5 protein-coding genes are annotated in these 6,472 nt (G+C 67.2%); 3 read left to right on the plus strand and 2 right to left on the minus strand.

Translation table 11 applies throughout. The annotated features are described in order from the left end of the window. Positions 1 to 125 precede the first annotated feature (125 nt). Positions 126 to 902, minus strand: a complete 777-nt coding sequence (locus tag M3461_11440; protein MDQ3774921.1) for an FkbM family methyltransferase — start codon at positions 900 to 902, stop codon at positions 126 to 128. A 121-nt stretch (positions 903 to 1,023) separates the two neighbouring features. On the opposite strand from M3461_11440, the gene M3461_11445 reads away from it, so the two are divergent. Beyond that, a complete protein-coding gene (locus M3461_11445; GenBank protein ID MDQ3774922.1) occupies positions 1,024 to 1,554 on the plus strand; it encodes a sulfotransferase family 2 domain-containing protein in 531 nt (176 codons plus the stop codon). Continuing rightward, positions 1,551 to 1,694, plus strand: a complete 144-nt coding sequence (locus M3461_11450) for a hypothetical protein (protein ID MDQ3774923.1) — start codon at positions 1,551 to 1,553, stop codon at positions 1,692 to 1,694. The genes M3461_11445 and M3461_11450 overlap by 4 nt, the downstream gene beginning before the upstream one ends. 125 nt (positions 1,695 to 1,819) lie before the next feature. Here the strand turns inward: M3461_11450 and M3461_11455 are convergent, their stop codons facing one another. Next, positions 1,820 to 2,398 carry a hypothetical protein gene (locus M3461_11455; protein ID MDQ3774924.1) on the minus strand — a complete coding sequence of 193 codons (579 nt, stop codon included), beginning with the start codon at positions 2,396 to 2,398 and terminating at the stop codon, positions 1,820 to 1,822. A gap of 272 nt (positions 2,399 to 2,670) precedes the next feature. On the opposite strand from M3461_11455, the gene M3461_11460 reads away from it, so the two are divergent. After that, positions 2,671 to 6,472: DEAD/DEAH box helicase (locus M3461_11460; protein MDQ3774925.1), on the plus strand; the 3,802-nt coding region annotated here is incomplete at its 3' end.

Here is a 6,472-nt window from a genome sequence, read left to right on the forward strand (position 1 = left end):
GCGTGAACCGGACGGCGTTGTCACCGCAGCACGGGGCTGCCTTTCGACTTTCGTTGAAGGGAGATTGATCAACTCCTCTATTTCGCGCTGCGTTCGGAGCGGACCGCGCCCGCATCGTACCATCTTCAAACGACAGTCAATACCGTTAACCGGATGATTCGCTGCACCGACTCCTCGTGTTCCACGGGAACGATGAAGATGTAGTGGAACTCCGAGAAAGTCGCGCCCGTCAGCCGCTCGCCAAAGAAGGTGAGCGGTTGATATTGTATCGAGCGGAAGAATTCGATGTACTCCTCGATGGTGAAGCGCTTGAGCTTTGGCGAACGGATGCTGAACTCCGACGCTATCAGTGGACGATCCGAGCACAGCGTGGCCGTCGCGCCCAGGAGCGCGGGATATTCCCCGCCTTCAAGGTCGAGCTTGATGAACTTGATCGGGCTGGTTGCCCCCTCGACAGCCTGGTCAATCGTCGTCGCTGCGACCCGGACCTTTGTGTACTGGAAGTTCGGATCATCCTTCCAAATGCAGTCGACACCGGATCGGCCTGGCTGCGTGGTACTCGACATGAACTCCACGAACTCGGTTCGGGGATTCTCCTGCAGCGCAGCCTCGATGCTTTTGATGTTGGCGAGCTTCTTGAACTTCACACGCTGAACCAAGCGTTGAAACGTGTTCGGATCCGCTTCGACGGCAAACACCATCCGGCATCCGGGCAACACGGCCAATCTCTCGGTGTGATACGCGACGTGGGCGCCGCCATCGACGGTGCTGAAATCGCTGTACGCTTTCAGGAACTCCGTATAGACCGCGGTGATTCCCCGCTCCGCCAGCATGGCGGGGGCATGGACGGAGGGGTCCTTGCAACGGTCGCGGAACGACTTTTTGAACTCTGTAGTGATCACCGATATCGCCTCGGGGTTGGTTCAGCGCAATACTAACGCGCGCACAGATCATGGTCTTAGCCATTCTGTACCTAACCCATTGATTGTTCGTCGTTAAAAAAGACCTTCCCCCATTCTGATCATGGAGCGCCTCGTTTACCTTTATCACCATCTTCCCAAGTGCGGGGGCGTCTCGTTCATTGACACCTGCTCGAAATGGCTCCCGGAGAGGCGCCAGCAGACCGACAGTTACCCGACTCCCGAGCAGACCGCCGAGTTCGCGAGAAGGCGCCTGGACTTCAACGCACTGCCGCCGAATTGCTTCGTCCACGGCCATCTCGTTCGCGAGGGGCGCCGGCCCTTCGAGCGTTACGGCGACCACATCGCCTCCGGCCGGCGCCGTCTCGTGACGACCGTTCGCGATCCGCTCGAGCGCCACATCTCCGCGTATTATCACCGGCGCAAAGGTCGGCAAGGAATGGCCGGAGCCGCTGGAGCGCTGGCTCGAGTACGGGCGCAACCAGATGGCGAAGTACCTGGATGTCGACGAGAGCAATTGGAAGGAGGCCTCGACGCATACTTGGTGGTAGGCACCATGGAAGCCCTCCAGCTCACGCGGTCGATGTCTTCGCAGCGGAGACCGGCAATCCTCGTGTCGAAGTCGCCCATTTGAACACGTCGCCGCGTGACGATTCTTCGCTGAACGGGGAGACCGTCGAGCTCTTCAAGTCCAGGAACCCGATCGACTACAGGATTTTCGAGTACGCCTCGCAGCGGCTGCGCGACGACGCCAAATTGCTCGGCCTCGTTTGATCAGAATTTCACTGCCAGACGCCGGTCCGGTGGGAGCGTTGGCCGATGCACTATACGCCGTGGCTTCCGGGGACCTGCGAACGGTCCTACGCAGAGCGGCAAAGGTCCTGGATGGCCCGGGGTATTCACAACAACGGCAAATCAAGGACGTTGATCGCTTCGGCCTCGGCGAGGGCGGCATCGGTGGTGTAGGGGAAGTCGGCCCATCGCCGCCTTTCGCGCACATCGCTTTCCTGGACAACCCACCGGACGCGATCCACGTCAACCTTGTTGGCGAACAGTCGGGCGATCTCCGCGAACATATCGACGGGCCGGTCGACCAACCGGTGGTAGGGCACCAACACCCGCTGCAGGCCTTGACCCGCGAGCGCCCAGCGCGCGACGAAGCCCGAGTAGTACGGCAGCTGTTTCCGGCGGTGCCGCTCCCAACTCTCCATCGTGTCCTCCACGGAGCATCGAGCGAGCTTGAGTCGGAATTGCGACACGATGGCCGGCCAGGGGTGGCGGATCTGGATGATGTACCGGAGGTCCGGCCGCTGCGGGGTGTCGAGGCGCAAGTCATGACATTTTTGGAAGTTGCTGAGCGGACGCCGGCACGTCCAGGAACGGCAGCCGTTATAGAACTCACAGTAGTTGAACCCAGAGCCGAAATACGCGAGCAGCAGCCGAATCAGCAGGGTGTGGCCGCTCCGCGGGAACGACACACCCTGAATAGTCTTGGACCAGGCGTTATCATCTTGGGGTTCGGGGCAGAAACTCACGACAGGACTCCCTTGGCGGCAGCCTCGCGGAAGAATGGGCTAGGCCAAACGCTCATCCCTCTGTTCCCGGCCCCACATCGATTCTTTCATTCCGGGCCCTTGATTTCAACCCCGGCGGATGGGTAAGGTGTGCCCGGACGCGACGGCCCCCCGTGTGTGAACATAGCGGGTGAACATAGCGCCCGGGGTTTCTCCCGGATGCGACGCGGTCCACCGTGCCCGACTCGTACAACGCGGTCAATCCAACACCACCCCCCGAAGAAGAAGTTCGGACTAGCTTGCGAGCAATCGATGACCTCCACCCGGCCATCCGGAACTGGTTCTGCGGCCGGTTCGCGGCGCCGACGCCCTGCCAGATAGAGACCTGGCCCGCGATCCTGGAAGGCCGGCACGCCCTCATCGCGGCCCCCACGGGATCGGGCAAGACGCTTGCGGCCTTTCTCGCCGTCATCGATCGACTGGTGCGCGAGGCCGAGGGTGGAGGGCTCGCCGACACCACGGCGGTCGTCTACGTCTCGCCGCTCAAGGCGCTCGGCAACGACATCCATCGCAACCTCGAAGCGCCTCTTTCGGGGATCGGCCGCGAGCTCGAGCGGCTGGGGTCTGGCGACATCGCGATCCGGTCGGGGGTGCGCACCGGCGACACCCTCGCGGCCGAGCGCCTGCGCATGCGCCGCTCGCCGCCGCACCTCCTGGTCACGACCCCGGAATCCCTCTATATCCTGCTGACCAGTGCGAGCGGGCGGGCGATGCTCGAGACCGCCCACACGGTGATCGTGGACGAGGTCCATGCCGTCGCCGCGACCAAGCGCGGCGCCCACCTAGCGCTCAGCCTGGCGCGTCTCGATGCCCTGGCAGGTCAGGAATTGCGGCGCATCGGGCTCTCGGCCACCCAGCGGCCCATCGATGAGGTCGCCCGCTATCTCTGCGGCGAGGGCCCGTGCCACGTCGTGGACATGGGCCACCGGCGTGCCTGGGACCTGGGCCTCGTGCTGCCGCCAAGCCCGCTCGCGGCTGTCATGTCGAACGAGGTATGGGGCGAGGTCTACGACCGTCTCGCCGATCTGATAGCGCGCCACCGCACGACCATCGTCTTCGTCAACACCCGGCGCATGGCCGAGCGCGTCGCACGGCACCTGAGCGAGCGCCTGGACACGACCGGCGAAGCACCCTGCATCGCGGCCCACCACGGCAGCCTGGCGCGCGAACACCGGTTGGCCGCCGAGGCGCGGCTCAAAGAGGGTAGCCTCCGGGCCCTGGTCGCGACCGCATCGCTCGAGCTCGGCATCGACGTGGGCGAGGTCGATCTCTGCTGTCAGATCGGGAGCCCGCGCTCTATCGCGACCCTGCTCCAGCGCGTCGGGCGCTCCGGCCACGCCATCGCGGGGCTGCCCAAGGGCCGGCTGTTTCCCTTGAGCCGCGACGATCTCATCGAGTGCAGCGCCCTCCTCGAGGCCGCCCGTCAGGGGGAGCTCGACCGGCTCACGGTGCCGCCGGGTGCCATCGATGTGCTCGCCCAGCAGCTCGTCGCGATCGTCGCCGGCGAGGACTACGACGAGGACCGGCTCTTCGATCTGGTGCGCGGGGCTCACCCCTATCGCGCGCTCACCCGCCCCGAGTTTGCGGCCGTCGTGCGGCTCCTGTCTGAAGGCTACAGCGGCCGCTGGGGACGGCGCGCCGCCTACCTGCACCGCGATGCCGTGAACCACCGACTGCGCCCGCGGCGCGGTGCGCGTCTCATCGCCGTGACCTCGGGCGGGGCCATCCCGGAGATCGCCGACTATGAGGTCCGCGAGGAGCCGGGCGGCGGCTTCGTCGGGACGCTCAACGAGGACTTCGCCATCGAGAGCATGGCCGGCGATATCTTCCAGCTCGGCAACACCTCGTGGCGGATCCTGCGCGTTGAGCAAGGTGTGGTGCGGGTGGAGGACGCCCGCGGGCTGCCCCCCAACATCCCCTTCTGGCTCGGCGAGGCCCCGTCGCGCAGCGGGGCGCTGTCGGCCGCGGTCTCGCGGTTGCGCCAAGGGATCGACTCACGCCTCGCCCGCGGCGGTCCCGACGAGGCGCGCCGCTGGCTCATGGAGGAAGGCGGGATCGACGAGGCGGCGGCCGGACAGATGGTCGAGTACCTCGCCGCGGTGCGCGCCGCGCTCGGGGTCATTCCGACCGAGCGGACGCTCGTCATCGAGCGCTTCTTCGACGAGGCCGGCGGGATGCAACTCGTGCTGCACGCACCGCTCGGCCAGAGGCTCAACCGGGCGCTTGGACTCGCGCTTCGCAAACGCTTCTGCGCCAAGTTCAACTTCGAGCTGCAGGCGGCGGCCACGGATGACGCGGTGGTCCTGTCGTTGAGCGAGGGGCACAGCTTCCCGCTCGACGAGGTCCCGGGCTACCTCAACGCCGCAACGGTGCGCGAGGTCCTGACCCAGGCGCTCCTCGACGCCCCCCTGTTCAAGACCCGTTGGCGCTGGAACGCGACCATCTCACTGGCCGTCCCACGCCGGAGCGGGGCACGCAAGGTCCGGCCCCAGCTCCAGCGCATCCTGGCCGACGACTTCCTGGCCGCGGTGTTCCCGGACCAGGCCGCCTGTATCGAGAACGTGGCCGGCCGACGCGAGATCCCGGACCACCCCCTGGTGCAGCAGACCCTGCGCGACTGCCTCAGCGAGGCCATGGACATCGAGGGGCTGGAACGCCTCCTCGGGGAGATCGCGCGCGGCGAGACGCGGGTCATCGCCCGTGATCTGACCGAGCCCTCGCCGCTCGCCCAGGAGATCCTGAACGCCAAGCCCTATGCCTTCCTGGACGACGCGCCGCTCGAGGAGCGCCGCACCCGGGCGGTGGCGAGCCGGCGTTGGCTGGACCCCGCCTCGGCGGCCGATCTCGGCCGGCTCGACCCCGAGGCCATCGAGCGCGTGCGGCGCGAGACGTGGCCCGAGGCCGAGAGCGCCGACGAGCTACACGACGCGCTCCTCACCCTTGGCTTCCTCCACGAAGCCGAAGCAGAGGCCAGCGAAGGCGCCTGGCCGCGCCTTTTCGCCGAGCTACGCGCCGCCGGCCGCGCCACCGTCTTGACCGCCGCCGGCCTGCGCCTCTGGGTCGCCGTCGAACGACTGCCGGAGATCCTGGCCCTCTATCCCGAAGCCGCGACTGAGACCCTTGTACGGGTCCCGGAAGAGTACGCCAGGGTCCACTGGGAGCGCGAGGCGGCCCTCACCGAGGTGCTGAAGGCCCGTTTGGGCGCGCTCGGACCCGTATCGGCCGCGGCCCTCATGCGCGATCTCCGTGTCCCCGAGAACGAGGTCATGGCCGCGCTCCATGCCCTGGAAGCGCAGGGAGCCGTGCTGCGCGGCTCCTTCTCCGGGGGCGAGATCGAGTGCGGGGGCGAGATCGAGTGGTGCGACCGGCGCCTCTTGGCGCGCATCCACCACTACACCGTGGATCGCCTGCGCCGCGAGATCGAGCCGGTCTCGGGCGCCGACTTCATGCGCTTCCTGTTCGCCTGGCAGCATGTGAGCGCCGACAGCCGCCTCTCTGGCGAGGCGGCCCTGGCGGCGGTCCTGGAGCGGCTCATGTGCTTCGAGGCGCCGGCACCGGCCTGGGAGGCCGACCTCCTCCCGGCGCGCCTTTCGGACTACGACCCCGACTGGCTCGATCGCTTTTGCCTGTCCGGCCAGGGGGTATGGCGGCGGCGCCTACCCAACGGCGAGGGCGCCGCGGCCACGGCGCGCATGGCTCCGGTCACGCTCCTGCGGCGCCAGGACCTGGCCGCCTGGGAAGCGATCACAACATCCCCCGAGCCCGCCGCCGTGCTGTCCGCCGCCGCAGAAGCCGTGCGCGCCGCGCTGGGCGCGGGCGGGGCGCTGTTCTTCGAAGATCTCCTGGCGCGCCTGCGGCTCTTGCCGAGCCAGCTCGAAACGGCGCTCTCCGAGCTGGCCGGCCAGGGGCTCGCCGCCTGCGACGGTTTCGCGGGGCTGCGTGCGCTCTGTGCCCGCGCCGGGATGGGCCGGCGTCGGA

Source organism: Pseudomonadota bacterium, from assembly GCA_030860485.1.
Taxonomy (GTDB): domain Bacteria; phylum Pseudomonadota; class Gammaproteobacteria; order JACCXJ01; family JACCXJ01; genus JACCXJ01.